This is a genomic window from Aeromonas schubertii (genome assembly GCF_000820105.1).
Lineage (GTDB): Bacteria > Pseudomonadota > Gammaproteobacteria > Enterobacterales > Aeromonadaceae > Aeromonas > Aeromonas schubertii.
The window spans coordinates 48,283-73,958 of the sequence record NZ_CDDB01000049.1; the positions used below are offsets into that span (position 1 = coordinate 48,283).

26 protein-coding genes are annotated in these 25,676 nt (G+C 62.4%); 20 read left to right on the plus strand and 6 right to left on the minus strand.

Annotation, left to right across the window (positions count from 1 at the left end):
- Positions 1 to 233: 233 nt before the first annotated feature.
- A complete protein-coding gene (locus BN1133_RS09805) occupies positions 234 to 1,796 on the minus strand; it encodes a DHA2 family efflux MFS transporter permease subunit (RefSeq protein ID WP_050666349.1) in 1,563 nt (520 codons plus the stop codon).
- Positions 1,793 to 2,857: an HlyD family secretion protein gene (locus BN1133_RS09810; protein WP_050666350.1), complete on the minus strand. Its 1,065-nt coding sequence runs from the start codon at positions 2,855 to 2,857 to the stop codon at positions 1,793 to 1,795. The genes BN1133_RS09805 and BN1133_RS09810 overlap by 4 nt, the downstream gene beginning before the upstream one ends.
- A 92-nt stretch (positions 2,858 to 2,949) precedes the next feature.
- Here BN1133_RS09810 and BN1133_RS09815 point away from each other — a divergent pair, with 92 nt between their 5' ends.
- Complete coding sequence (locus BN1133_RS09815; protein WP_050666351.1) at positions 2,950 to 3,852, plus strand: LysR family transcriptional regulator; 903 nt, start codon at positions 2,950 to 2,952, stop codon at positions 3,850 to 3,852.
- Between the two features lie 9 nt (positions 3,853 to 3,861).
- Entirely contained in the window at positions 3,862 to 4,176 is a 315-nt protein-coding gene (locus tag BN1133_RS09820) for a putative signal transducing protein (protein WP_050666352.1), read from the plus strand.
- A gap of 22 nt (positions 4,177 to 4,198) precedes the next feature.
- Here BN1133_RS09820 and BN1133_RS09825 read toward each other — a convergent pair whose 3' ends face one another.
- Positions 4,199 to 5,482: a dicarboxylate/amino acid:cation symporter gene (locus BN1133_RS09825; protein ID WP_050666353.1), complete on the minus strand. Its 1,284-nt coding sequence runs from the start codon at positions 5,480 to 5,482 to the stop codon at positions 4,199 to 4,201.
- 207 nt (positions 5,483 to 5,689) lie between these two features.
- On the opposite strand from BN1133_RS09825, the gene BN1133_RS09830 reads away from it, so the two are divergent.
- Complete coding sequence (locus BN1133_RS09830) at positions 5,690 to 5,932, plus strand: YecH family metal-binding protein (RefSeq protein ID WP_050666354.1); 243 nt, start codon at positions 5,690 to 5,692, stop codon at positions 5,930 to 5,932.
- Between the two features lie 85 nt (positions 5,933 to 6,017).
- Positions 6,018 to 6,611 (plus strand): YhgN family NAAT transporter, encoded by a 594-nt coding sequence (locus BN1133_RS09835; protein ID WP_050666355.1) that lies wholly within the window; start codon positions 6,018 to 6,020, stop codon positions 6,609 to 6,611.
- Here BN1133_RS09835 and BN1133_RS09840 read toward each other — a convergent pair whose 3' ends face one another.
- Complete coding sequence (locus BN1133_RS09840) at positions 6,612 to 7,577, minus strand: LysR substrate-binding domain-containing protein (RefSeq protein WP_050666356.1); 966 nt, start codon at positions 7,575 to 7,577, stop codon at positions 6,612 to 6,614.
- Between the two features lie 189 nt (positions 7,578 to 7,766).
- Between BN1133_RS09840 and tatA the strand changes: the two genes are divergently transcribed.
- The 6 genes from tatA (at position 7,767) to BN1133_RS09870 (ending at position 12,550) form a co-directional block, all read left to right on the plus strand.
- Positions 7,767 to 7,925, plus strand: a complete 159-nt coding sequence (gene tatA, locus BN1133_RS09845; RefSeq protein ID WP_050666357.1) for a twin-arginine translocase TatA/TatE family subunit — start codon at positions 7,767 to 7,769, stop codon at positions 7,923 to 7,925.
- A 13-nt stretch (positions 7,926 to 7,938) separates the two neighbouring features.
- Entirely contained in the window at positions 7,939 to 8,238 is a 300-nt protein-coding gene (locus BN1133_RS09850) for a YfcZ/YiiS family protein (RefSeq protein ID WP_050666358.1), read from the plus strand.
- A gap of 117 nt (positions 8,239 to 8,355) precedes the next feature.
- Complete coding sequence (locus BN1133_RS09855) at positions 8,356 to 9,777, plus strand: MltF family protein (RefSeq protein ID WP_050666359.1); 1,422 nt, start codon at positions 8,356 to 8,358, stop codon at positions 9,775 to 9,777.
- The gene (locus BN1133_RS09860) at positions 9,774 to 11,057 is read left to right on the plus strand and encodes a phospholipase D family protein (protein WP_050666360.1); all 1,284 of its coding nucleotides are present in this window, start codon (positions 9,774 to 9,776) and stop codon (positions 11,055 to 11,057) included. The genes BN1133_RS09855 and BN1133_RS09860 overlap by 4 nt, the downstream gene beginning before the upstream one ends.
- Positions 11,058 to 11,562: 505 nt before the next feature.
- Positions 11,563 to 12,198: an HTH-type transcriptional repressor FabR gene (gene fabR / locus BN1133_RS09865; protein ID WP_050666361.1), complete on the plus strand. Its 636-nt coding sequence runs from the start codon at positions 11,563 to 11,565 to the stop codon at positions 12,196 to 12,198.
- Positions 12,191 to 12,550, plus strand: coding sequence for a YijD family membrane protein (locus tag BN1133_RS09870; protein ID WP_050666362.1), 360 nt, complete (start codon positions 12,191 to 12,193; stop codon positions 12,548 to 12,550). Before fabR ends, BN1133_RS09870 begins: the two co-directional genes overlap by 8 nt.
- A 248-nt stretch (positions 12,551 to 12,798) precedes the next feature.
- On the opposite strand, the gene BN1133_RS09875 is transcribed toward BN1133_RS09870, so the two are convergent.
- Both BN1133_RS09875 and rsmD read right to left on the minus strand, forming a co-directional pair.
- On the minus strand, positions 12,799 to 13,086 hold the full coding sequence (locus tag BN1133_RS09875) for a DUF1145 domain-containing protein (protein WP_050666363.1): 288 nt from the start codon (positions 13,084 to 13,086) through the stop codon (positions 12,799 to 12,801).
- Positions 13,070 to 13,684 carry a 16S rRNA (guanine(966)-N(2))-methyltransferase RsmD gene (gene rsmD / locus BN1133_RS09880; RefSeq protein ID WP_050666364.1) on the minus strand — a complete coding sequence of 205 codons (615 nt, stop codon included), beginning with the start codon at positions 13,682 to 13,684 and terminating at the stop codon, positions 13,070 to 13,072. Before rsmD ends, BN1133_RS09875 begins: the two co-directional genes overlap by 17 nt.
- A gap of 112 nt (positions 13,685 to 13,796) precedes the next feature.
- Here rsmD and ftsY point away from each other — a divergent pair, with 112 nt between their 5' ends.
- The 10 genes from ftsY to hutH all read left to right on the plus strand — a co-directional run bounded on the left by ftsY (position 13,797) and on the right by hutH (position 25,638).
- Positions 13,797 to 15,566, plus strand: coding sequence for a signal recognition particle-docking protein FtsY (gene ftsY, locus BN1133_RS09885; RefSeq protein WP_050666365.1), 1,770 nt, complete (start codon positions 13,797 to 13,799; stop codon positions 15,564 to 15,566).
- A 48-nt stretch (positions 15,567 to 15,614) separates the two neighbouring features.
- Entirely contained in the window at positions 15,615 to 16,283 is a 669-nt protein-coding gene (ftsE, locus tag BN1133_RS09890; RefSeq protein WP_050666366.1) for a cell division ATP-binding protein FtsE, read from the plus strand.
- Complete coding sequence (ftsX, locus tag BN1133_RS09895; RefSeq protein ID WP_050666367.1) at positions 16,283 to 17,236, plus strand: permease-like cell division protein FtsX; 954 nt, start codon at positions 16,283 to 16,285, stop codon at positions 17,234 to 17,236. Before ftsE ends, ftsX begins: the two co-directional genes overlap by 1 nt.
- Before the next feature lie 469 nt (positions 17,237 to 17,705).
- The gene (gene rpoH / locus BN1133_RS09900) at positions 17,706 to 18,554 is read left to right on the plus strand and encodes an RNA polymerase sigma factor RpoH (protein ID WP_050666368.1); all 849 of its coding nucleotides are present in this window, start codon (positions 17,706 to 17,708) and stop codon (positions 18,552 to 18,554) included.
- Between the two features lie 138 nt (positions 18,555 to 18,692).
- Positions 18,693 to 19,349 (plus strand): carbonate dehydratase, encoded by a 657-nt coding sequence (can, locus tag BN1133_RS09905; protein WP_050666369.1) that lies wholly within the window; start codon positions 18,693 to 18,695, stop codon positions 19,347 to 19,349.
- Complete coding sequence (gene hutC / locus BN1133_RS09910; RefSeq protein WP_050666370.1) at positions 19,346 to 20,050, plus strand: histidine utilization repressor; 705 nt, start codon at positions 19,346 to 19,348, stop codon at positions 20,048 to 20,050. The genes can and hutC overlap by 4 nt, the downstream gene beginning before the upstream one ends.
- A 157-nt stretch (positions 20,051 to 20,207) precedes the next feature.
- A complete protein-coding gene (hutI, locus tag BN1133_RS09915; protein WP_050666371.1) occupies positions 20,208 to 21,431 on the plus strand; it encodes an imidazolonepropionase in 1,224 nt (407 codons plus the stop codon).
- Complete coding sequence (hutG, locus tag BN1133_RS09920) at positions 21,428 to 22,366, plus strand: formimidoylglutamase (protein ID WP_050666372.1); 939 nt, start codon at positions 21,428 to 21,430, stop codon at positions 22,364 to 22,366. Before hutI ends, hutG begins: the two co-directional genes overlap by 4 nt.
- Positions 22,367 to 22,394: 28 nt before the next feature.
- Entirely contained in the window at positions 22,395 to 24,113 is a 1,719-nt protein-coding gene (gene hutU / locus BN1133_RS09925) for a urocanate hydratase (RefSeq protein WP_050666373.1), read from the plus strand.
- The gene (hutH, locus tag BN1133_RS09930; RefSeq protein ID WP_050666374.1) at positions 24,106 to 25,638 is read left to right on the plus strand and encodes a histidine ammonia-lyase; all 1,533 of its coding nucleotides are present in this window, start codon (positions 24,106 to 24,108) and stop codon (positions 25,636 to 25,638) included. Before hutU ends, hutH begins: the two co-directional genes overlap by 8 nt.
- The last annotated feature ends 38 nt before the right edge of the window (positions 25,639 to 25,676 follow it).

Sequence of the window (25,676 nt, forward strand, 5' to 3'; positions counted from 1 at the left end):
TCTTACCGCTTACCGCTTACCTCATATCCGCGATCCACCATATCCATGTTGTGCACCGTGCGTGGCAAGGGTCTGTATTGTGTCGGCGCGCTTGATACGAGGGGGGAAGCTGGCGGTTTCGCATCAGTGCCGGCACGCCTGGCTCGCCGGAGGGTCTGAGCAGATAGGGGCATCACATGCTCCAGGGGCGTGGCAGCGCAAAGTAAAAGGGCCACCGCTAAGTGGCCCTTCTCTTATGCCTCGATGGGTTCGGCGTGTTGGCCAGAGGGGGTCGGCTTGGGTGCTTTGAGTAACAACATCATGGCACTCGCCAGTAACAGAAATCCCCCCATCAGGAAGAAGATCTGGTTATAGGCCATGATGGCGGCATCGCGTTGCATGGTCTGGCTGAGCAGGGCTCGCGCCTGCTCGGCGGCCCCCACCGGGTCACCACTCTGGGATGCCAGGGTGCCGGCCGTCTGCTGTAGCCACAGCTGTCCCGCGATGCTGCTGGCGTCCAGAGTACTGGCGATGTAGGTCAGGTGAACCCGGCTCTGGTTATCGAGCATGGTCGCTATGATGGCGATGCCTATGGCTCCTCCGAGGTTGCGCAGTACGTTGAGCAGGGTCGAGGAGCTGGGGATATCGCCCGGGGTCAGGCTGGCGGTGGCGACCATGGAGAGGGGGACCATGATGAAGGGCTGCCCCAGAGCTCGAATGATCAGGGAGTCTGTGAGCTGGGGACCGGCAAAGTCGACGCTCATGCCGGTATTCATAAAGCAGCTGACGGCGAAGACCAGAAAGCCAAAACAGACCAGATAACGGGGGTCCACGCTGCGTGTGAGCCTGGGGACGAGCGGCAGGACCAGCAGTTGGGGGAGCCCCATCCACATCAACACCTTGCCGATCTCCAGCGCGTTGTAGTTGTGGATCTGGGCCATATAGAGGGGCAAGACGTAGATAGAGCCCATCAGGGCCATCCCCAGGATCAGATAGGCAAAGCAGGCCAGGGCGAAGCGCCCGTTACCCAGTAATCGCAGATTGACCAGGGGATGGCGGCGCAGCAACTGGCTGATGATAAAGAAGATCATGGCCACAGCGGAGATCACCGACAGGCGTACGATGAAGGAGGAGCCAAACCACTCCTCGCGATTGCCCTCTTCCAGCACCACTTCCAGCAGGCCCAGCCCGACCGCCATGGTGAATATACCCACCAGATCGACCCGGCGAATCACCTCCCAATCGACGGGCTTGCGATCGAGGCCATGGGCCAACATGGCCAGCACCAGCAGTCCGGGCGGCACGTTGAGGTAGAAGATGTAGTGCCATGAGAGTTGCTCGGTGAGCCACCCACCCAGGGTGGGGCCTATGGCCGGGGCAAAGGTGGTGCAGAGTCCAAACAGGGCCATGCCGGTGGCACGCTTCTCCAGGGGGAGCAGGGTGACGATCAGGGTAAAAGCCATGGGGATAAGCGCCCCACCGGTAAATCCCTGTAAGGCCCGAAACACTATCATGCTGCCCAGGTTCCAGCTGAAGGAGCAGAGGACGGAGGAGAGAATAAAGGTGGCAGTGGTCCAGATGAGGTAGCGGCGTACACTCAATCCCCTGCTGAGCCAGCCGCTCAGGGGAATGGCGATCATCTCGGCGACCAGGTAGGCGGTCGATATCCAGGAGCTCTCGCTCAGGGTCGCCGACAAGGCTCCCTGAATATCCTTGAGGGATGAGTTGGTGATCTGGATATCGAGGATCGCCATGAAGGCACCGAGCAAGCCACCCAGTACGGCGATCCAGTGGCGACGGGATACCGGCTGGCTCATTGGCGGGCGGCCAGGTGGGTGGGAGCCTGTTCGGCATTTCGGGTATCGACGGTCACCTCGCTGGAGAGCCCGGGCAGTAGTTTACCGGCCAGCACTCCCGGCTCCGGGATGCGGATCTTCACCGGTACCCGTTGCACTATCTTGGTGAAGTTCCCGGTGGCGTTTTCCGGTGGTAGCAGGGCGAACTTGGCGCCGGTAGCCGGGGATAGGCTGTCGATGACGCCATCGACCGGCTGGTTTGGATAGGCGTCGAGCACAACCTCCACCTTTTGTCCCGGGTGCATATGTGCGAGCTGGGTCTCCTTGAAGTTGGCCTCGACCCATACCTCCTTGAGTGGCACCAGGCTGGCCACCTGCATGCCCGACTGCACATACATTCCCTCTCGCAGGGCACGCCGTCCGATAATGCCGTCGGCCGGGGCCCGGATCTCGGTATAGCTGAGATCGAGGCGAGCCTGATCCAGATTGGCCCGGCTTTCGGCGATGCGGGCCTGGGCCTGCTGTTGTTCGGCATCGAGCACCAGCAGGTTGTCCCTGGCCGCCTGCAGGGCAGCCTCGGCCTCTACCAGCTGGGCCTCGGCCACCTGACGGTTGGCACTGACTTCATCAAGACTGTCCTGAGAGCTGTAGTTGCGAGCCTTGAGCTGAGCGGTACGACTCTGTTGCTGGCTGGCACGGCGCAGTTCTGTCTTGCCAGAGAGCACTCGGGCCTGTGCCTGATGGATCAGGCTCAGCTGCCGGGTGCGGGTGGCAGTCAGGTTCTCGGCACTGGCCTGGTTCAGGGCCAACTCGGCCTCTGCCATGGCGAGCCGGTGACGATACTCCCTGTCATCGAGGCGGGCGATGATCTGATGGGAGCGAACCAGCTGGTTGTCGTCGACCAACACCTCATGAATGTAACCCGGCAGGCGCGAGGCGATGGCGGTGACGTTGCTCTGCAGATAGGCGTTGTCGGTACGCTCGAAGTAGCGCCCATAACCGTACCAGTAGAGGGCGAAGGCGAGGCCGAGCAGGGCCAGTATGATGGCCGCCATCAGCGGGATCTTCTTCTCTTTGCTCATTTCATTCTCCGTTGTGGAACGGACAGGCTAGCATTGTCTTATTTTTAAGATTAGTGTGCAGAAATGAGAAAAATCGTTGCATAGAGGAAACAATGGATCTGAATGCCGCCCAGATCTTTGCCACCATAGTGGACCGGGGTTCCTTCACCGCCGCCGCCGCCGCGCTCGGCATGACCAAGGCCACGGTCAGTCGGCGTATGGCCGACCTGGAGCGACATCTGGGGGTGAGGTTACTCTATCGTTCGACGCGTCAGCTGACCCTGAGCGAGGAGGGGGAGCAGTACTACCAGCGTTGCCGAACCGCCCTGGAGGTGATGGCCGAGGCCGAGTTACAGCTCAGTGCCTCCCAGCATCAACTGACCGGTACCCTCAAGATGGCGGTCCCTATCGAGACGGGGCAACTGGTGCTGGCCCGGGTGGTCGCGGATTATTTACAGTCACATCCGGACCTCAAGGTCGACATGGAGTTGACCAACCGGGTGGTTGATCCCATCACCGAGGGGCTTGACTGCATCATTCGCATAGGGGAGAGCGACGATACCAGTCTGGTTAGCCGTCGGCTCTGGCTGACGGAGCGGCTGCTATGTGCTTCCCCCTCATATCTCGAGCGGCTTGGAGTGCCTTCCCATCCGGTTCAACTGGAAGAGCACGAGCGTATCTTCGTGCGCTCCTCACTGCTTTCGCCCCGCTGGGTCTTCGAGCGTGAGGGGGAGCGGGTGCTGATCGAGCCAAAATCCCGTTTTAGGGTCAATAATATTACCTGCGCCCGCGAGGCGGCAAAGGCCGGGTTGGCGCTTGCCTCTCTGCCTGCCATGCTCTGTCGGGAGGAGTTGGCCAGCGGAGCCCTGGTACCCCTGCTCTCCGAGTGGCGACAGCCCCCGGTACCTATTTATCTGCTTTGTCCGGAACGACGTTTCATGCCGCGCAAGTTGCGGATGTTTATCGATTATCTGATCGAGCGCAGAGACGAATATGCCATCGATCGCCTGATCTAAGGAGTCGTTATGGAACAATGGATCAATCTCTATCGCGCCTCCCATGTACTGGAGGCCCATGCCATCAAGGGGGCCCTGGAGGTGGAGGGTATCCGTGTTCGGCTGAATGGTGAGGGGCTTGGAGGCGCTTTGGGAGAGTTACCCGTGGATCTGCTGCAGGTGACCCTGATGGTGCCGGGTGAGCAGCGACAGAAGGCATCCCGGGTCATCGAGCGCTACCAGAAGCGGCAGGGGAATGGCTGGCTCTGCGGGCGTTGTGGCGAGGAGAATGGGGCCAACTTCGAGATCTGCTGGCGTTGCGGCCACGATCCCGAAGAGGAGTGATCGGGTCTGTGGCCCGATGTCGTCACTGGCGGGAGTTTTCGTCCAGCTCTTCGCCGGCTTCCGGATCGTGGAAGGTGGACAGATCCAGCTCCCCTTCCCGGCGGGCGATCAGCACCGAAACCAGAATATCGCCGGAGACATTGACCGTGGTGCGCGCCATGTCGAGGAATCGGTCGATCCCGGCGATGAGGGCCACCCCCTCCAGTGGCAAGCCTACCGAGGTGAGGACCAGAGTCAGGGTCATCAGGCCGGTGCCCGGGGTTCCCGCCGTTCCTATGCTGGCCAGCACGGCGATGACGACGATGGTCATATAGTCGATGAGATGGAGGTCGACCCCGAAGGCCTGGGCCACGAAGAGGGCCGTCACCCCCTGGTAGAGGGCGGTACCATCCATATTAATGGTGGCGCCTATGGGGAGGACGGTGTTGGTCACCCGCTTGGAGACCCCCAGACGCGCCTCGGCACAGTGGATACTGACAGGTTGGGTGGCGGCGCTGGAACTGCTGGTGAAGGCGATGGCCTGTGCATCCAGTATGCCGCGAAAGTAGTGCCAGGGGTTGAGCCGGGCCAGCAGCACCAGCATGCCGCTGTAGACCCCCAGCACGTGCAACAGACAGCCGAGATAGACGGCACCGATCACCTTGAGCAGGGGAAGCGTCAGGGCCAGCTCATACTGGGCCGCCAGCCAGGCCGTGAGGGCACATACACCGTAGGGTGCCAGGTTCATCAGCACCTGGGTCAGCTTGTTCATCGCTTCCGCCAGGGAGGCAAACAGACGCTGCGCCGGAACCCCCTGTCGCCCGATGGCATTGATGGCGAGTCCGAGAGCAACCGCAAACACCAGCACCTGCAGCACCCGGCCTTCCGCCATGGCCTGGAGCGGATTGGTCGGCACCAGCGCTACCAGGACCTGCTCCAGAGTGGGATGAGGTTGAGGCGATGGAGGCAGTGCATGTTGCAGCGTGATGCCGGTACCGGGCTCGAGCAACCAGCCCATCAGCAGGCCGATGCAGATGGCCAGGGTGGTGGAGGCGAGATAGAGGAAGGTGGCCTTGATACCCGTCTGGTCGAGATGGCGCCGCCCCAGGGTGCAGATACCGGTGATCACCGAGCAGAAGATGAGAGGGAGCATCAACATCTTGATGGTGTTGACGAAGAGGGTGCCGAAGGGTTTGAGCAGTAGCGCCTGATCCGGCAGACCCAGCCCCAGTGCGATGCCGATCAGCATGCCGAGCAGGGTTTTCACCCAGAGGGGACGGCGAGTCCAGAGCCGCCAGGGGGCAAACACCATTCCTTGGAACTGCATGTGAGCCGGGGTCCTCGATCGATGTACGGGAAAAAGGGGCGCCAGTGTAGCGACAGCCCGGTCGGGTTACCACATTATCGACAAAGCGCGTTTCCCTACCAGCGTCAGGTGCAGAAATGCACCTTTTTCTTGGCCTGCATCAAGGTGGCATGAGAGGGGGCAATGTTTAATGTTCATCTCATTTGTTTGTTTCATTGGAGAGAGACCATGTCCGATTCGATTCACGGTCATGAGGTGATGCAGATGATGCTGGCCCAGGGGGGTAGCTTTACCCGCGAGAGCCTGCGTCAGGCCATTCACACCGCTTTCGGGAGTGATGCCCGTTTTCACACCTGCAGCGCCGAGGGGATGGATGCAGACCAGCTGATCGCCTTCCTCGAGCGCAAGAGCAAGTTCGTCGCCGAGGGGGAGGGGTTCCAGACCCGCGCCGATCGCATCTGCAACCATTAATGGGGCGGGGCGAGCCTTCGGCTCGCCCAATTCCTCGCCGATCTGCTATATTCCCGGCCTCTCAATCTCAGTTGTTGGCCACGCCATGGATACTTTCTCCGCCGCCGTTATGCTGTTCCTGATCATGGACCCGCTCGGCAATCTCCCCGTCTTTCTCTCCATCCTGCGTCATATCGATCCCAAGCGCCGGCGCAAGGTGATGATCCGCGAGCTGCTCTTCTCGCTCGCCATCATGATGCTCTTCCTCTTCGTGGGACAGCAGATCCTGACTTTCCTCAATCTGCGCCAGGAGGCAGTCAGCATCGCGGGGGGGATCATACTGTTTCTGATCGCCATCAAGATGATCTTCCCGGGACCGGGTGGAGTGACGGGGTTGGCAGCCGGTGAGGAGCCCTTCCTGGTGCCCATGGCGATCCCCATGATCGCCGGCCCCTCCATACTGGCCTCCCTCTTGCTACTGGCCAATCAGGCGCCGGGGCGCATGGCCGACTGGTCCCTGGCCCTCTTCATGGCCTGGGCGGCCAGCGCCGTGATCCTGATGTTTTATGAGGTGTTCAACAAACTGCTCGGCGAGCGGGGACTGACCGCCGTCGAGCGGTTGATGGGGATGCTGCTGGTGATGATCTCGGTACAGATGCTGCTGGATGGAGTGCACCACTATCTGTCGATGGTGCCGTAGTTACCATCCATTTCCATCGGATTTCAGCCCGTCGGTAATCAGGCCGTGCAGGGTCTCGCGCAGCCAGAGGTGACCGGGATCCTGCTGCCTCCCCTGATGCCAGACCAGCAGATGGGAGATGCTGTCGATGCCGATGGGAAGCGGCAGCGGTACCATGGGGTAGACCTGGACCGCATGGCGGGCATAGAGGCTGGAGACGGTGACGATCATGTCCGAGTGCATGCCCATTCGCAGGGCTGCCTCGAAGCTGGGAACCGTGGCGGCGATATGCCGTGATATGCCCATTTCCAGCAGGCGATCGTCCAGCATCCAGCGATCTCGTCCCTCGCAGAAGGTCTGTACATGGGGATAGTGGCTGAAGGCCTCGACTCCCCACGCCTTCCACCCCAACAGGGGGTGATCCTGCCTGACCAGGCAGGTGAAGCCATCTTTTGCCAGCAGCCGTTGCTCGATCGCCGAGGGCAGGGTGTCGATACGCAGATCCGAGGTGAGGCTGTTCTCCCTGACCGTGAAGGCCAGATCGATTCCCCCCTGGGCCATCTTGCCCAGGCTGCCCTCATCCCACTCCACGTAGCGCAGACGCACGCCAGGTGCCTGTCGGGTCAGGGTCTGCAGGTAGAGGGGCACAAACAGGGTGAAGGCGCTGTCCATGCTGGCGATGAGAAACTCCCGCTCGGTCGTGGCGGGGTCGAAGCGGGGAGGGTGCAGCACCCCGTTGAGATGGTGCAGCAGGGGGGTGAGCTCCTGTTCCAGCTGCAGTGCTCTGGGGGTGGGCTCGAGCCCGTGCGAGGTGCGCAGGAAGAGGGGGTCGCCGAGAGCCTCCCGCAGGCGGCTCAAGGCCTTGCTGACGGCGGACTGGCTCAGGTGCAAACGCCTGGCTGCCCGACTGCCATTGCGCTCTTCCAGCAACACATGCAGTACGATCAGGAGGTTGAGGTCGAGGCGGTTGAGGAGTTCGAGTCGCATCTGTTCCGGGTTGTGGCCTGTCACATGCCGGGGTTATAACACGAGTTGTGGCAGCATGCCCCATGATGCGCGCTTACCATTATCAAAGATGTGGATTAATTATATGAAGCCGCTCACAATTTACGCCCGGGTTGATTTTGCCCAACAATAGTTGTCTCGCGATCTGTTACAACCTGTCCGGAGGCAACAATGGGACTTGGCGGCATTCACATCTGGCACACTCTGATCCTGCTGTTCGTCGTTCTGCTGGTATTTGGCAGCAAGCGATTGGCCGGAGCCGGAGAGGATATAGGTACTGCCATCCGCGATTTTCGTAAGGCGATGCGTGACGATGACGCATCCAAATAGATAGGAGTTAACCATGTCGGTTGAAGAGAAAGTTCAGGAAACCTGTGATGCCTGCGGCTGCTATGCAGAGATTGGCACCATCATAGGGGAGGGCGATGACCGCCTGGATCTCGAGGTATCTGCCGCAAACGAAACCGAAGCCCGCGCCCGTCTGGCTGAGTTTATCCAGCTTGCCCATCAGGTCAGCAGCGAGGTTGCGATCAGCGAGCAACTGCAGACGGTGGCCGAAGGGGTGCTTATCAAGGCTCGCATTCAGTTCACCTGTACTGCCGAGAAGCTGATTTTCGAGATGCGTGCGCGCGTGCTCGGATAATGTATGCGGTGGCGGGTGATGCCTGCCACCTTGACCCTTAGGCTGTGGGTCCAGACACTTTGGTTGAAGCGGTACCGGGATTGAGCTCCGGTGCCACACCCAACATAAGGGGACGACATGCGGCTGTGGTTCGGGTTTTGCCTCCTTCTTCTCTCCCTCTCTCTCCCTGCGGCGCCGCTCAAGCCGCTCGTCCTCACCCAGCCCGGCGATCTCGACCGCATCCTTGAACAGAAAGTCCTGCGGGCCCTGGTGGTCTATGAGCGCGGATTTTTCTTTCTGGACCGGGGACAGCAGAAGGGCATTCTGGTCAATCAGTTACAGGGTTTTGAGCGCTGGCTCAACCGGACCTACCTGGCCCGGGATAAGGTCAAGCTTAAAGTCATCTACATCCCGGTGCGCCAGGATCGCCTGCTCGACTATCTGGAGGAGGGGCGCGGCGATCTGGTGGTGGCCAACCTGACGGTCACCCAGGACAGGCGCGAGCGTGTGACTTTCTCCCGCCCCGTCATCGCACCTATCGAGGAGTGGATCGTCAGTGCCGACTCTTTGCCCGCCTTCACCCGCCTGACCCAGTTATCGGGTCGCCGGGTCTGGGTGCGAGCCAGCTCCAGTTATTACGAGAGTCTGAGGCGTCTCAACCGTCTGTTTCGGGATCTGGGTCTCCCCCCGGTCTATGTGGAGACGGTACCCGAATACCTGCAGGACGGAGATCTGCTGGAGATGGTGGCGGCCGGCCTCATTCCTCTCACGGTAACCGACAGCTTCAAGGGGCGTCCCTGGCTGGATGCACTCTCCGGGCTGAGAGCCCATCGTCTTATTCCGCTGCGGGACGGTGGCCATACCGCCTGGGCCTTGCGCCCCGGCTCCCCCAAGTTGTTGACAGCGGTCAACCGTTACCTGACCGAGGTGCCAAGGCACCAGCTCTATAGCGATCTCACCCTGCGTCAGTATCTGCGCCAGAGCGAGTCGCTCAGCAACATATTGGCTCCCGAGCGGGTGGGGCGCCTCAACCGGATTCGCCTGGTGTTACAGAAGTACGCGGATCGCTACGATCTCGACTGGTTGATGCTGGCGGCCATGGCCTACAAGGAGTCTGGCCTCGATCCTGCCGCCCGCTCCGTCGGTGGTGCTATCGGTCTGTTGCAGCTGCTTCCCGCGACCGGGAGGACGGTCAACATCACGGGGGCAAGGCTCGCCTCGCTGGAAGGGAATGTGGAGGCGGCCTGCCGCTACCTGAGGTTGATCCGCGACACCTATTTCAACGACCCCGGGCTGGATCGTCTCAATCGCCATCTGATGGTGCTGGCAGCCTACAATGCGGGGCCGAACCGTATCCAGCGGTTGCGTAGCAAGGCCAGTGAGGCCGGGCTCGATGCCAATCAGTGGTTTGGTAACCTGGATCAGCTGGTGGCCAACGAGGTGGGACAGATCCCCATCCACTATGTGGGCACCATCTACAAGTACTACATGGCCTATCGTTTCAGCCTGCAGCAGATAGAAGGCAAGCAGGCGGTGCTGCGTCGTCAGGCGGAGCAATGAGCAGGCCCTGGTGGGGACACGGCTCTGAGGTCTCCTCACCCCCCGAGGAGGGGACGTTTTCGCTGCTGGCCTCTCCACAGCAGGCGCTGGCCTGGCGCTGCGAGCTGTTGCGCTCTGCTCGCCATACCATCGATGCCCAGTACTACAGCTGGGAGGAGGATGCCAGTGGCAAACTGCTGCTGGCCGAGCTGCTGGCCGCCGCCCGGCGGGGGGTCAAGGTGCGCCTGCTGATCGATCACCTCAACAGCGATGAGGCTCGGTTTCTGCCGCTGCTGGCCCATCACCACCATATCGAGCTGCGCCGCTTCAACCCCTTCCAATCCCGCCTGTGGCACCCCCTTGCCCTCCTGCTGGAAGTGCTCCTGCGCTTTCGTCATCTCAATCACCGCATGCATAACAAGCTGCTGCTGGTGGATGGCCGTCAGGCCATCATGGGGGGACGCAATATCGGGGACAGTTATTTTGGCCTGAGTGACTCACCGGCCTTCGTCGATCTCGATATTGCCTGTCGCGGGGCACTCTGCCGCCAGTTGGTCAGAGGGTTCGAGCGGTTTTGGCGTAGCCGCTGGAGCCACCCCTGGCATCCGTCGGATCTCGATACGGAGTCAGCGGCTCGCCTGGCCTTTCTCGGCGACTACCTGCAACCCGGTGTTGCCAGCCTCTACGGCATACCCGCTCCTCTGGTCGCCGAGCCCCTGCCGTGGTGGACAGGCAAGGGAAGCGTTCTGTTCGATGTGCCGGGCAAGGGGGTGATCCGTCAGGGCCGCATTGCCCGTTTGATTGGCCACGAGTTGGCGAGGCCCCACGCCAGGTTGACGCTGGTTTCCCCCTATCTGGTGTTGCCACCGCCCTTCATGAGGCGGCTGCTACGGTTGGCTCGCCGCGGGGTCAGCATCACACTGCTTACCAATGCGCTGGAGACGACGGATGTCCCGTTGGTGCACGGCGCCTATGAGCGGCAGCGGGCACGCCTGCGCAGGCATGGTATTCGGGTCTGTGAGTTGCGGGAGGGGCAGGGGCGCAGCCTGCACGCCAAGCTGGTCCTGGGGGAGCCGGGTCTGCTGCTGTTGGGGAGCTTCAACCTCGATCCCCGCTCTCTCTATCTCAACACCGAGATTGCCTTGCGGATCGACTGTCCCCCGTTACAGCAGGAGCTGGACAATTGGTGCACCACCTGGCTGGCCGAGAGCGATGATGAGGAGCACTCGTCACCGCCTGGCCGATGGCAAAGGTGCTGGCTCTGGTTGGTGGGGCGTCTTCCTATTCAGCGTTGGCTGTGATGGGCACTTCTCTGAAAACGTTTGTGCGATATGTCGCAAAGCCCTGTGCGCCCTGGATGGCATCAAACAGGGAGAGTACCGGTAGGTACTTTCATCTACATGTTTTTAAAGGAGTATTTTGAGTTCATCCGAATGGGATGAACGAGTTGCGCATATTCTTTCTCTATTTGTGCTTTTTTATACATCACTAGCCCCTAAGATGGGCAGTGCAAGGACAACACGTCTCCCATGGAGCCGTGTGGTGTGATGTCCGGCCCACTCACGGCGTTGCCGGTGACGATGGCATCAGGGAGCGATGCTGATACCCCGGGGTAGCGGAAACCATGGGGAAAGGTCAGGGAGAGGGGGCAGACAGAGCACCAGAAATGGAACATGCCATTTGCATGGGGGTGATCAGTGATCACCCCCTTTTTTTGTCTCATTACCGGCGGAGTGTGTGACAAGGCTGCGCCATTCCCTTGCTTCGGGTTATGATTCCTTTTCAGATCCGTGAAGTGGAGTGGTCGTGGGAATTCGCGCACAACAGAAAGAAAAGACCCGGCGCAGCCTGATCGAGGCGGCGTTTAACCAGCTGAGCAGCGATCGCAGCTTCTCCAATCTGAGCCTGCGCGAGGTGGCCCGCGAGGCCGGGATTGCTCCCACCTCCTTCTATCGCCACTTCCGCGACATGGAGGAGCTGGGCCTGACGCTGGTGGACGAGGGGGGCTTGACCCTGCGCCAGCTGATGCGTCAGGCGCGTCAGCGTATCGCAGGTGGCGGTAGTGTGATCCGCACCTCGGTGCAGACCTTCATGGAGTTTGTCGAAAACAACCCCAACGTATTCAGACTGTTGCTACGTGAGCGCTCGGGGACATCACCGGCTTTTCGTCAGGCGGTGGCCCGTGAGATCCAGCATTTTATCGCCGAGCTGACCGACTATCTGGAGGCGACCTCGGGACGCAGTCGCGAAGAGGCCTATATTCAGGCTGAGGCGATCGTGACCATCGTCTTCAGTGCCGGGGCCGATGCCCTGGATCTGACGCGGGAGGAGTGTCGGGCATTGAGCGAGCGTGTCATCACGCAACTGCGCATCATAGCGGCCGGCGCCGAAGCCTATCAGCCGCGTCCATTCCCTCGAGAAGAAGGAGAGTCCCATGAGTGAGAATCACCTGCCTGACAAGATGCCCCTGATCCTGGCGCTGCTAATCGGTGTCTGTGGTGACGCGACCCTCTCCATGCTCGTCAACGAGGTGGTTCCCTTCTCCCTCTATCCACTGATTGCCCTGGTGCTGGCGGCGCGGCAGCTCTATCACTACTACGCGACCGTCCCCATGGAGGGAAATGTGCCCCTCTGCACCCTGCTGAGCTTTTTCATCGGCATTTTTGGCCACACCGCCTGGCTGAGAGTGGTTTACCCCGAGCTGGGCAGCAACTTCTTCTCGCTCATTGCCATGCTGCTGCTATTGGCCTGGCTCTCCATCAAGCTGGGGATCATGGCCGGTCGCGATCAATAAGAAGGCCCGGCGCAAGGCCGCAATGTTGTTCAGATAAGCACGTTGTTGACTGATTATTCATAAGTGCTAGTTGAGTTGGGGGAGAAAGGCTGTTTTAAGTCCATCTTCCTCCAGCCCTTGTACAGCGTGGCTTGCAATAGAAAGAGGGAGGCATCATGCCTCCCTCGTTTTTTAGCCCTGATACTACCTGGGCTGGCACTCAAATTCTCTTAAGTGAACAGCATTGTGGCGCAAGGCCGGGCCATCGATCAGCTGGCTCGCTCGGCAATCTGCCCGAGTTGCTCGCGGATCCTGCCGGTGGCAAAGACCCCGAACAGGACAATTTGCCAATACTCGCCGCGGCTGACGGCAAAGTGGGGAGCGCAGGCGCGCCGGATCATGCCGGCCTGGGCCCAGTGCATCAACAGGACTACCAGGCCACAGGGGGGAAGCAGGGTGTTGAGCCGTTCGGGGAGCAGGTTGGCCAGGGCTGCGCCGACACCGAGCCAGAACAGCAGGACAACGCCTCTGGCCAGCAGATTAAGCAGCATCTTCATGGATTTCCCTCAGATAGAGTTGGTAGCAGACCTGCCCGGCCTGCTTGTCTTTGATCAGGCGCCAGCTTGCCGGCAGTGATGGAGGCTCGGCCTCTCTCTCCCGTTCCAGATAGATGAGGGCCTCGTCGGCCAGCCAGCCGTTCTGCTCCAGCAGGGTGCAGACGGTAGGTAACAGATCCTTGCGAAAGGGAGGATCGAGGAAGACCAGATCGAAGGGGCGGGCCGGTCCTTGCAGCCAGCTCACCGCATCGGTCTCGATCACCTCGGCTGCCGATGAGCCGAGCAGGGCGATATTCTTGCGCAATTGGTCGGCGGCGCCGCGATCCCGTTCGACCAGGGTGACTCGACTGGCATAGCGGGAGAGTGCTTCGAAGCCGAGTCCGCCACTGCCGGCGAAGAGATCCAGACAGCGGGTCTCGCGCACATGGGGGGCCAGCCAGTTGAAGATGGTCTCCTTGACCCGATCCGTGGTGGGCCTGAGCCCCTCTACGTCACGAACCGGCAGCTTACGCCCGCGCCACTGGCCGCTGATGATTCTTACAAACCCCGATTTTCCCTGTGGGGACGGGCTGTTGCGGCTATTTTTCGCTCTGGGCATCGCGTTTCGTCGTCAGAAAAGAAAGTGATAGTATAAGGCGGTTCATTTTTCGTGCCGAACCTCCGCGGAGCGGCCATTTTAGCAGTCCGCCGATCAAGTGAGTATTTATTAGATGGCAAAAGGTTTGTTTTCCTGGCTGGGCTTCGGCCGCAAGAAAGAAGAGGCTGAAACCAAGACGGCTCCCGAGCCCGTCATCACCGCGACCCCGGAGCCGGTTGCTCACCCCGAGCCCACCACCCCTCCCGAGCCTGCCGTCGATCCGCTTCCCGCTCCGCAAGGGAGCGCTGTGCCGGCGGCCCGGGTTGGTGATGGCATCGTTGTGGATGATGCCTGCTGTGCCCCGATGGTGGAGCAGAGCGATGCCCCCATGGTGCTGGAGGAGTGTGCCTCCGAACTGGACCCGGTGATCGTCAACGAGCTGGTTGAGGATGAGGCCACTCGCCTGGCCGAAGCCGCTCGCGCCGCCGAGGAAGCTCGCCTGGCCGAAGCCGCCCGCGTCGCCGAGGAAGCTCGTCTGGCCGAAGCCGCTCGCGCCGCCGAGGAAGCTCGCCTGGCCGAAGCCGCCCGCGCCGCCGAGGCTGCCCGTCTGGCCGAAGCCGCCCGCGCCGCCGAGGCTGCTCGTCTGGCCGAAGCCGCCCGCGCCGCCGAGGAAGCTCGTCTGGCCGAAGCCGCCCGCGCCGCCGAGGAAGTTCGTCTGGCCGAAGCCGCCCGCGCCGCCGATGCTGCCCGTCTGGCCGAAGAAGCCCGCGCCGCCGAGGCCGCCCGTCTGGCCGAAGAAGCCCGCGTTGCCGAGGAAGTTCGTCTGGCCGAAGCCGCCCGCGCCGCCGAGGAAGCTCGTCTGGCCGAAGCCGCCCGCGCCGCCGAGGAAGTTCGTCTGGCCGAAGAGGCCCGCGCCGCCGAGGCCGCCAGTATGGCTACCGCTGCCATCGTGGACGATAACACTCAGGAGAAACCCCAGCGAGAGGGGTTGTTCGCCCGTCTCAAGCGCAGCCTGGTGCGCACCCGTGAGAATATCGGATCCGGCTTCTTCGGCCTGTTCCGTGGCAAGAAGATCGACGATGAGCTGTTCGAGGAGCTGGAGACCCAGCTGCTGAGCGCGGATCTCGGTGTCGACACCACCACCCGTATCATCGATGGCCTGACCCAGCACGCCAGCCGCAAGCAGCTCAAGGATGCCGAGGCGCTCTATGGCCTGCTCAAGCAGGACATGGGCGAGATGCTGGCCAAGGTTGAACAGCCCCTGGTGATCGACACCGGCAAGAAGCCCTACGTCATCCTGATGGTGGGTGTGAACGGGGTGGGCAAGACCACCACCATCGGCAAGTTGGCCAAGCAGTTCCAGGCCGAGGGCAAGAGTGTGATGCTGGCCGCAGGTGATACCTTCCGTGCCGCTGCGGTCGAGCAGTTGCAGGTATGGGGGCAGCGCAACAATATCCCGGTGATCGCCCAGCATACCGGCGCCGATTCGGCTTCCGTCATCTATGATGCCATCGAGGCAGCCCGCTCACGGGGTGCCGACGTGCTGATCGCCGACACCGCCGGCCGCCTGCAGAACAAAAACAACCTGATGGAAGAGCTCAAGAAGATAGTGCGGGTGATGAAGAAGCTCGATGAGGCGGCGCCCCACGAGATCATGCTCACCGTCGACGCCGGCACCGGCCAGAATGCCCTGAGCCAGGCCAAGCTGTTTAGCGAGGCAGTGGGACTGACTGGCATCACCCTCACCAAGCTCGATGGTACCGCCAAGGGGGGCGTTATCTTCGCGGTGGCGGACAAGTTCCAGATCCCCATCCGCTACATAGGGGTGGGTGAGGGGATCGACGATCTGCGCCCCTTTGTGGCCAATGACTTCATCGAGGCCCTGTTCAGCCGGGATGAGTAATCACAGGCGGGCTCCTTCGGGGGCCCGTACAGCTAGCGGGATGGCTACATGATTCGTTTTGAACAGGTCAGCAAGGTCTACAGCGGTGGTCATCAGGCCTTGCAGAAGGTGAGCTTTCACCTGCGCAAGGGAGAGATGGCCTTCCTCACCGGTCACTCGGGAGCGGGCAAGAGTACCCTGCTCAAACTCATCAGCGTGATGGAACGCCCCAGCGACGGGCGTATCTTCTTCCACGGAGACGAGGTGACCCGCCTCGACCGTCGCTATATCCCCTATGTGCGGCGCCAGATCGGCATGATCTTCCAGGATCACCGCCTGCTGATGGACAGAACCGTGTTTGACAACGTTGCCCTGCCGCTGGTGATCGATGGCTATGGTCATGGGGATATAGTCCGGCGGGTGGCGGCGGCCCTCGACAAGGTGGGCCTGCTCGGCAAGGAGCGCTACCAGCCGCGTATGCTCTCCGGTGGTGAGCAGCAGCGGGTGGGGATTGCCCGTGCCATCGTCAACAAGCCGCCCCTGCTGCTGGCGGATGAGCCGACCGGTAATCTGGATCCCCAGCTCTCCATGGACATCATGCGTCTGTTTGAGGAGTTCAACCGGGTCGGGGTGTCGGTACTGATTGCCACCCATGATCTGGGTCTCATCGCCCGTATGCGTTACCGGACTCTGACGCTCAAGGCCGGTCGCATGTATTCGCAGGAGAGGGAGGCATAATGGGGGTCGTCCGTCACAAGCAGCCGCCGCTGCGCCGCTTTGCCATGTATTGGGTGGATCACCTGCGTCAGGCCTTCTCCAGCCTGGGGGAGCTGTGGCGCTATCCCCTCGCGACCATGATGACGCTGGCCGTGCTCGGTGTGAGCCTGGCACTTCCCTCCTGCTTCCACGTATTGCTCAAAAACGCCGAGAAGGTGGAGAGCGGCTGGCAAGACAGCTCCCAGATCACCCTCTACCTGCGCAAGGATCTACCCGAAGAGAACATCTTGGCGCTGCGCAAGCGCATCCTGATGTATCCCGAGGTGGACAGTGTGGACTATATGAGCCGGGACAAGTCGCTGGCCGAGTTTCGCGAACTCTCCGGTTTTGGTGATGCCCTCGACTATCTCGACGGCAATCCGCTCCCGCCCGTGCTGATCGTGGTGCCGGATCCGCGCTGGCGCAGCCCCGGCGGAGCCAGCGAGCTGCTGGCCAAGCTCAACGGAGAGAGTGGTGTCGAGCAGGGTAAGCTGGATTTGCAGTGGCTCGAGCGGCTGCAGGGGATCATCAAGCTGCTGCGTCACACCATCACGGGTATCGCCGTCTTGCTGCTGGCGGCCGTGTTGCTCATCGTCGGCAATACCTTGCGGTTGAACATCCTCAACCAGCGCTCCGAGATCGAGGTGCTCAAGCTGGTGGGGGCCACCGATGCCTTTATCCACCGCCCCTTCCTCTATACCGGCATCTGGTTTGGGGTCATAGGTGGCATGTTGGCCTGGTGGCTGACCGAGGTGATGGTGCTCTGGAGTGAGGGTGTGGTGAGCGATCTGGCCGGTCTCTATGGCAGCGAGTTCCGCCTGATGGGGTTGGGGTTGGTGGATGGACTCAACCTGATACTGCTCGGTGCGTTTTTGGGTCTGATTGCATCCTGGTTTTCGGTGCACCGGCATATCCGGGATATCGAACCCTCCTGATTCATTAATGATGACTTAATAGGCGGGAAAATTCGCTGGATTTTGCGATCCGGATCAAGTACAAGAAGTGCCCTCGCTGGCGGCTGATTGATTCTCGCAGTAATCTGAACAGTGGATGTCGACGGCAAGGATCTTCGAGGATCCGTGAACTTTCCCCCGGGGGAGGAGTCTCACTTACTGGATTTCTACGGGTGTGGCAAAGGGCCCTGCCTGTGTCGACTTGGCAAGCATGTGAAGGTTGCGAGCTCCGCAACAATGGACTTAGCATGCTACTTTTCAGGGGTCCTTCACTGTGACCCCTTTTTTTATGCTTATTCATTGAGAGTTCACTGGGTGATTCACAGTATGGACACCTTGCGAGTCGTCCATCGATTCACTAGCATGAGCTGGCCCCCATTACGGGCCTTGGTTGGTAGACAGCCCCTCTGAGGGTGTTAGACTGGCCGGATTGAGAAGAAAGAGGTATTCAATGGGAACTTCATTGCAGCGCACCATGGCCTTGGTTCCGCAAGGCAGTCTGGAGAGCTATATCCAGGGGGTGAACACGATTCCTGTGCTCAGTGCAGAGGAAGAGCGCGCTCTTGCCGAGCGGCTGCAGCAGGATGGGGATCTCGAGGCTGCCCGTCAGCTGGTTATGTCCCACCTGCGCTTTGTCGTTCATGTGGCCAAGAGCTACTCCGGTTATGGCCTGCCCCAGGCCGATCTCATTCAGGAAGGTAATATCGGCCTGATGAAGGCGGTCAAGCGCTTCGATCCGAGTGTCGGAGTGCGTCTGGTCTCCTTCGCCGTGCACTGGATCAAGGCCGAGATCCACGAATATGTCCTGCGCAACTGGCGCATGGTCAAGGTGGCCACCACCAAGGCCCAGCGCAAGCTCTTCTTCAACCTGCGCAAGGCCAAGAAGCACCTCGGCTGGTTCAGTCAGGAGGAAGTGCGTGCCGTGGCCGACGATCTTGGCGTCTCCCCCGAGGAGGTGGTCGAGATGGAAGCGCGCATGAGTGGCCATGATCAGGCCTTCGATCTGCTCGACGATGACGAGGATGGCTTCGCCCCGGTGCACTATCTGGAGGACAAGTCCTCGGATCTGGCCAGCAATTTCGAGAGCGACAACTGGGACGATCACGCGACCAGCCGTCTCGCCTCTGCGTTGGCGACCCTGGATGAGCGCAGCCAGCACATCATTCGCGCCCGCTGGCTGGATGAGGAGAACAAGGCGACCCTACAGGAGCTGGCCGATGCCTACGGCGTCTCTGCCGAGCGGGTACGCCAGCTCGAGAAAAACGCCTTGAAGAAGCTCAAGGACGCCATGGATGCCTGATGGCATCTGCCAAGAACAGGGCCTGCGGGCCCTGTTCTTGTTTCCGCGGGGAGAGGTCACACCTCTGTGATGCGGGCTTGCCTGGCCAGCCATCCCCTGTGATAAGGTGCGCAGCAGAGCACGACAGGGAGAATCTTCGTGAAATTGCTGAACCAGCTGTTCGTTAACAACCGGGAGTGGGCCGAGAAGATCAAGGCCGAGGATCCCGACTTCTTTACCCAGCTCTCTTCCCAGCAGGCGCCCGAGTACCTCTGGATCGGCTGCTCCGACAGCCGGGTCCCCGCCAACCAGCTGATGGGGCTGCTGCCGGGGGATGTCTTCGTGCACCGCAACGTCGCCAACCTGGTGGTCCACACCGACTTCAACTGCCTCTCCGTGCTGCAATATGCGGTCGAGGTGCTCAAGGTGAAGCACATCATCGTCTGCGGCCACTACGGTTGTGGTGGGGTGAAGGCGGCGATGCAGAACCAGGAGCTGGGGCTCATCGACAACTGGCTGCGCAACATCAAGGATGTCTACTTCAAGTACCAGAGCGAGATCGATGCGGTCGAAGATGAGCATGAACGCTTCGACTTCCTGTGCGAGCTGAACGTGGCCGAGCAGGTCTCCAACGTCTGCCACACCACCATAGTGCAGAACGCCTGGCGCCGTGGTCAGGAGTTGGCGGTGCACGGTTGGATCTACGGGATCAAGGATGGTCTGCTGCAGGATCTCAACGTCTGCATCAGTGGTCCTGAGCAGATCCCGGATCTCTACCGCACCTGGGTCGATATCAAGCCCAGAACCCGGCGATGACGGCACCCCGCTACCGCCAGATCCGCCAATTTGTGCTCGATGCGATCGGTCGCGGCGAGTTGAACCCGGGGGATCGCATCCCGACCGAGGCGGCCCTGTGCGACCGCTTCGCGGTTAGCCGCATGACGGTGAACAAGGCCCTGCGCGAACTGACCGCCGAGGGATGGCTGGTGCGCACCGCCGGATCCGGCAGCTTCGTGGCAGATCGCCGTGCCGAGTCGCCCCTGCTCGAGATCCGCAACATCGCGGACGAGATCGCCGAGCGCGGCGCCCGTTACAGTGCCCGGGTGATCCGGCTGGAGCAACAGAGGGCCGACGAGAAGGTGGCGGTGCAGCTTGGCCTGCGAGTTGGCGCCCCCATCTTCCACAGCCTGATCGTCCATCAGTCCGATGATGAGCCCCTCCAGCTCGAAGAGCGCTTCGTCGATGCCGAGCGCCTGCCCGGCTATGGCGAGCAGGACTTCACCATCCTCACTCCCAACGCCTATCTGATGCAGGTCTGCCCCCTCTCCGAGATGGAGCATCTGGTGGAGGCCGTGTTGCCGAGCGCCGGTGAGGCGGCCCTGCTGCAGGTGCGGGTCGATACCCCCTGTCTGCTGCTGCATCGACGCACCTGGTCAGAGGGGGGCCTGGTCTCCTATGCCCGTCTGCTCTCGCCCGGGGATCGCTACCGGATGCGCTCCCAGACTCGATTCACCTGATTGTATATACATTAATCTGTTCCACTGACCCGCCCGACCGGCGGGTTTTTTGTGCCTATACTCTAAGCGTGATCGTTGTTGCAGCTTTGTAACGAGTGATCTGGTTTGCCTGTGCCACTTCCTGTATAAGAATTGTATATACATTTCGGAGTCTGGCATGAACAAGGAATTGTTGGCCTGCGATCGGGTCTGGATCAACCTCATCCCCGCCACCATGAGCGATGGCTATGACCTCCTGGGCCCCCACGCCCTCGGCGTGAAAGCGGGCCGAGTCCACGCCCTGATCCCCATGAGCGAGCTGAGCGGGCCCTTCCCCGAGAGCTGGCAGGATATGAAGGGCCGCCTGGCGACTCCGGGGCTCATCGACTGCCACACCCACCTCATCTATGCGGGCAGCCGCGCCGCGGAGTTCGAGCAGCGGTTGCAGGGGGTCCCCTACAGCGAGATCGCCCGCCAGGGTGGCGGCATCCTCAGCACGGTGCGTGCCACCCGTGCGGCCAGCGAGGAGGAGCTGTTCACGCTGGCGGCCAGCCGGCTCAAGAGCCTGCTGCGCGAAGGAGTCACCACGGTCGAGATCAAGTCCGGCTATGGTCTGACCCTGGAAGATGAACTCAAGATGCTGCGAGTCGCGCGCCGCCTTGGCCGCGCCCTGCCGGTGCGGATACGCACCACCTTGCTGGCGGCCCATGCCGTGCCGCCCGAGTTCGACGCGGACGGCTGGGTTGATCTCATCTGCGACCAGCTGATCCCGCTCGCCGCCGCCGAGGGGCTGGCCGATGCGGTCGATGTTTTCTGCGAGGGGATTGCCTTCAACCTGTCCCAGTGCGAGCGAGTCTTCGCCGCTGCCCATGCCCACGGCCTGCCGGTCAAGGGGCACATGGAGCAGCTCTCCAACTTAGGCGGCAGCGCGCTCGCCGCCCGCTACCGCGCCCTCTCGGTGGATCACCTGGAACACCTGGATGCCGCCGGCATCGCCGCCCTGGCCGAGAGCGGCACGGTGGCGGTGCTGCTGCCCGGCGCCTTCTACTTCCTGCGCGACACCACCTTGCCGCCGGTGCAGGCGCTGCGTGAGGCCGGCGTGCCCATCGCGGTCGCCTCCGACATCAACCCCGGTACCTCGCCGCTGGTCTCCCTGCGTCTGGCCATGAACATGGCCTGCACCCTGTTTCGTCTCACCCCGGAGGAGGCGTTGTGCGGCGTCACCCGCCACGGCGCCACGGCGCTCGGTGAAGCAGGACTGGGCCAGCTCAAGGTGGGCATGGAGGCCGACTTCCTGGTCTGGTCGTGCGCCCACCCGGCCGAGCTGGCCTATCAGGTCGGCGTCGACCAGCTGGTGGCGCGGGTGGTGAAAGGACAGGAAACCCTGGGAGGCCTGGTATGAGCGAGATGCAGGTATGGCAGGGTCGTCAGGACCCGGAAGACGGCGCCCTGGCCCTGCGCTGGCACGACAAAGTTCTGCCTTGGCAAGAGGCGCAGCCCTGGCAGGGCGAGGCGCCCGGCGTGGTGCTGCTCGGCTTTGCCTGTGACGAGGGGGTACGCCGCAACAAGGGTCGGGTCGGCGCCGCCGGTGCGCCGCTGGCCATTCGCAAGCTGCTCGCCAACACCGCCTGGCACCTGAGTCAGCCTGTCTACGACGGTGGCGACGTGCGCTGTGAGGACGGCGATCTCGACGCCGCCCATGGCCGTCTGGCCGAACGGGTCGCGAGCGCGCTCGATCTGGGCCACTTCCCGTTGGTGCTGGGGGGCGGCCACGAGGTGGCCTTCGGCAGCTGGAGTGGCCTCAACCGCCATCTGGGCGGCCAGGGCAGGGTGGGCATCATCAACTTCGACGCCCACTTCGACCTGCGCATGAAGCAGGAGCAGGCGAGCTCCGGCACCCCCTTCTTCCAGATCGCCGAGCAGTGCGCGGCGCAAGGCTCCCCCTTTACCTATGCCTGCCTCGGGGTGGCCGAGACCGCCAATACTCAGGCCTTGTTCGCCCGCGCCGAGGCGCTGGGGGTATGGCACCTGCTGGATGAGGCCATGACCCAGAGCGAGCTGCCAGCCTTGCTCAACGGGCTGGATGCCTTTATCGCCCGCTGTGACCACCTCTATCTCACCATCGATCTCGACGTGCTGCCCGCCGCCGTGATGCCGGGGGTGAGTGCCCCCGCCGCCCGCGGCGTCGAGCTGGCGGTCATCGAACCGCTCATCGCCCATATCCGGGCCAGCGGCAAGCTCAGGCTCGCCGATCTGGCCGAGTACAACCCGAACCTGGATCTCGACAGCCGCAGCGCCCGCGTGGCGGCCCGTCTGGTCCATCAGTTAACCAAGTAGTGACCGAATCCATACACAAGGAGTGTCTATGTCCGAGCAACACCAGGATCCTCGTCATGATCCCAACCGGATCATCCGGGCCCCCCACGGTACCCAGCTGACCGCCAAGAGCTGGCTCACCGAAGCGCCCCTGCGCATGTTGATGAACAACCTGGATCCTGACGTGGCGGAGCATCCCCAGTCTCTGGTGGTGTACGGCGGTATCGGTCGCGCCGCCCGCAACTGGGCCTGCTTCGACAAGATCGTCGAGGTGCTGACCCGCCTCGAGGACGATCAGACCCTGCTGGTGCAGTCGGGCAAGCCGGCGGGCGTGTTCCAGACCCACAAGGACGCCCCGCGGGTGCTGATCGCCAACTCCAATCTGGTGCCGCACTGGGCCAACTGGGAGCACTTCAACGAGCTCGATAAGAAGGGCTTGATGATGTACGGCCAGATGACCGCCGGCTCCTGGATCTACATCGGCACCCAGGGCATAGTGCAGGGCACCTACGAGACCTTCTTCGCGGTGGCCAACCAGCACTTCAACGGCGAACCGAAGGGGCGCTGGATCCTGACCGGGGGCCTCGGCGGCATGGGCGGCGCCCAGCCCCTGGCGGCCACCATGGCCGGCTTCTCCATGATCGCCGTGGAGTGCGACGAGACCCGCATCGATTTTCGCCTCAAGACCCGCTACGTCGACAAGAAGGCCCACACCCTGGATGAGGCGCTGGCCATGGTCGAGGAAGCCAGGCAGAGCGGCACCGCCGTCTCGGTCGGCCTGCTCGGCAATGCCGCCGACGTGTTCGCCGAGCTGGTAGCCCGCGGCATCACCCCGGACGTGGTGACCGACCAGACCTCCGCCCATGATCCCATTCACGGCTACCTGCCCCAAGGCTGGAGCCTGGCCCAGTGGCGCGCGCTGCAACAGAGCGCGCCGCAAGAGGTCAACGTGGCCGCCCGCCGCTCCATGGCTCGTCAGGTCGAGGCCATGCTGGCCCTGCAGGCCCGTGGCGCCGCCACGCTCGATTATGGCAATAACATCCGCCAGATGGCGCTGGAGGAGGGGGTCAAGAATGCCTTCGACTTCCCCGGCTTCGTCCCGGCCTATATCCGTCCGCTGTTCTGCCAGGGAATCGGCCCGTTCCGCTGGGTGGCGCTCTCCGGCGACCCGGAAGACATCTACAAGACCGATCAGAAGGTCAAGGAGCTGATCCCGGACGATCCCCACCTGCACAACTGGCTCGACATGGCCCGTGAGCGCATCGCCTTCCAGGGCCTGCCGGCACGGATCTGCTGGGTCGGCCTGAAAGATCGGGTACGCCTGGGACTGGCCTTCAACGAGATGGTGCGAAACGGTGAGCTGAAGGCCCCCATCGTCATCGGCCGCGACCACCTGGATTCGGGCTCGGTGGCGAGCCCGAACCGCGAGACCGAGTCCATGATGGATGGCTCCGATGCCGTCTCCGACTGGCCGCTGCTCAACGCCCTGCTCAACACAGCAGGCGGCGCGACCTGGGTGTCGCTGCACCACGGTGGCGGGGTCGGCATGGGCTTCTCCCAGCACTCCGGGGTGGTGATCGTCTGTGACGGTAGCGATGATGCGGCTCGCCGCGTCGGCCGGGTGCTGCGCAACGACCCGGGCACCGGGGTGATGCGTCACGCCGACGCCGGTTACGAGATTGCCATCGAATGTGCCCGCGAGCAGGGGCTGGATCTGCCGATGATCGACGGCGCCGACGGCGTCAAGAAGGTGAACCAAGATGTTTGAACTGACCATTACCCCGGGCGAGCTGGATCTCGCCACCCTGCGCCGCGTCAGCCGTGAGCCGGTCCACCTCTCCCTGAACCCGGCCGCCCTGCCGGCGATCCAGGCCTCTGCCGACACCGTCTCCCGGGTGATCGAGCAGGGCCGCGTGGTGTACGGCATCAACACCGGCTTTGGCCTGTTGGCCAACACCCGGATCCCGGTGGATCAGCTCGACGAGCTGCAGCGCTCCATCGTGCTCTCCCACGCCGCCGGCATCGGCGAGTACATGTCCGACGCCACCGTGCGCCTGATGATGGTGCTCAAACTCAACTCGCTCGCTCTTGGTTTCTCCGGTATCAGGCCAGTGGTGCTCGAGGCCCTGATGAAGCTGGTCAACGCCGGCGTCTATCCCCTGGTGCCGAAGAAGGGCTCCGTCGGTGCCTCCGGCGACCTGGCGCCTCTGGCTCATATGAGCTGCCTGTTGATCGGTGAAGGCAAGGCCCGCCACGACGGCCGAGAGATCGCGGCGTCCGAGGCTCTGCGCATCGCCGGGCTCGAACCCATCGCCCTGGCGCCGAAAGAGGGGCTGGCCCTGCTCAACGGTACCCAGGCGAGCAGCGCCTTTGCCCTGGAGGGGCTGTTCCACGCCGAGGATCTGTTCGCCGGCGCCACCGTCATCGGCGCCATGAGCGTCGAGGCGGCGCTGGGCAGCCGCCGTCCGTTCGATGCCCGCATCCACGCGGTGCGCGGCCAGCGCGGGCAAATCGACGCGGCTACCTGCTATCGCCACCTGCTCGGGGATCTCAGCGAGATCGGCATGTCCCACCACAACTGCGAGAAGGTTCAGGATCCCTACTCCCTGCGCTGCCAGCCCCAGGTGATGGGCGCCTGCCTGACCCAGATCCGCCAGGCCGCCGAGGTACTGGTGTGTGAGGCCAACTCGGTCTCCGACAATCCGCTGGTGTTTGCCGATGACGAGGAGATCATCTCCGGCGGCAACTTCCACGCAGAACCCGTGGCCTTCGCCGCCGACAACCTGGCGCTGGCCATCGCCGAGATCGGCTCCCTGTCGGAGCGTCGCATGGCCCTGCTCATCGACTCGCGCATGTCGGGCCTGCCTCCCTTCCTGGTCAACAATGGGGGTGTGAATTCCGGCTTTATGATCGCCCAGGTCACCTCGGCGGCGCTCGCCTCCGAGAACAAGACGCTGGCTCACCCGGCCTCGGTGGACAGCCTGCCCACCTCCGCCAACCAGGAAGATCACGTCTCCATGGCCACCTTCGCCGGTCGCCGGCTGGCAGACATGGCCGAGAACACCCGCGGCATCCTGGCGGTCGAGCTGCTGGCGGCGGCACAGGGGCTCGATTTTCGCGCGCCGTTGCGTAGTACCGAGCTAATCGAGCAGGCCAAGGGCCGGCTGCGGACAGAGGTGAGCTTCTACGACAAGGACAGGTACTTCGCCCCGGACATCGAGGCGGCGGCGAGCCTGCTTGGCACCGCCAGCTACAACGATCTGCTGCCGGCCGGCATGCTGCCCAGCCTGTAAGGGTTGCACCCCGGGGGCGACTCGGCTCAAATGGGCTC